This is a genomic window from Lewinella sp. (genome assembly GCF_050633125.1).
GTDB lineage: Bacteria > Bacteroidota > Bacteroidia > Chitinophagales > Saprospiraceae > Lewinella.
On sequence record NZ_JBOEFX010000047.1, the window covers coordinates 72,201 to 72,983 of the forward strand.

Here is a 783-nt window from a genome sequence, read left to right on the forward strand (position 1 = left end):
ACCCAAATGAACTACTAGAGTTTATCCGCCCCGTCGAGCGAAAAACTTTTCTCCGAATTGGCTTTACTGGTTCTCCTGATTACAACCGGGTCATTACGCCTTCGCAAGAACTGGAAGACGGCTCTGTCGTCTCCTATGATCGTTATTCTCTTGGTTATAGTGGAGGTATCACCCTTGGGGTAGAACACGGCAAATGGGAAATAGAAACAGGTGCCATGTATGCTGTTCGTCGTTATCAAGCTATCCCTACAGTCTATGTCACAGGCACACTAAGAGAGGGTTATACCGGACTGGGATTACGTGATTTTGAACTCAACACCGTTAATATTCCCCTCAACTTCCGTTATAATTTCCTTTTGCACGACAAATGGAGAATGTACGCTCAGGGTGGTGCCAGCGTGAACCTGATCCTGAATGCGAACTACTACCTCACTGATCAAGCAGAATTTGCAGGTATTGCCCGTAACCCGAATGCCAACTCAGGCTCATCAGCCCTAGACAAGCCCGAACCACTGCAAAACAAAGCTCTGACTGCCGGCTGGCTAGAGGGAGGTTCCTTTTGGCAAAATGCTACCCTTTACGCAGATTTCGGCGTAGGCCTGGAACGCTACATGACGCCTAATTGGAGTATGTTCGTTCAACCGACCTACCGCCACTCGCTGCCACTATTCAACGATGGCCTCGGCCCTTACCGTGATCGTATTCACAACTTTGGTATTGGAATGGGGGTGAAGGTGCGGTTATAAAGCCACCATCACATATATTCAGGAATAAAAAAAGCCG

General features: G+C 48.1%; 1 protein-coding gene. It reads left to right on the forward strand.

Going from position 1 to position 783, the window contains the following annotated elements:
- On the forward strand, positions 1 to 746 hold a 746-nt coding region (locus ACRBG0_RS11235; RefSeq protein ID WP_431486983.1), incomplete at its 5' end, for an outer membrane beta-barrel protein.
- Positions 747 to 783: the final 37 nt, after the last annotated feature.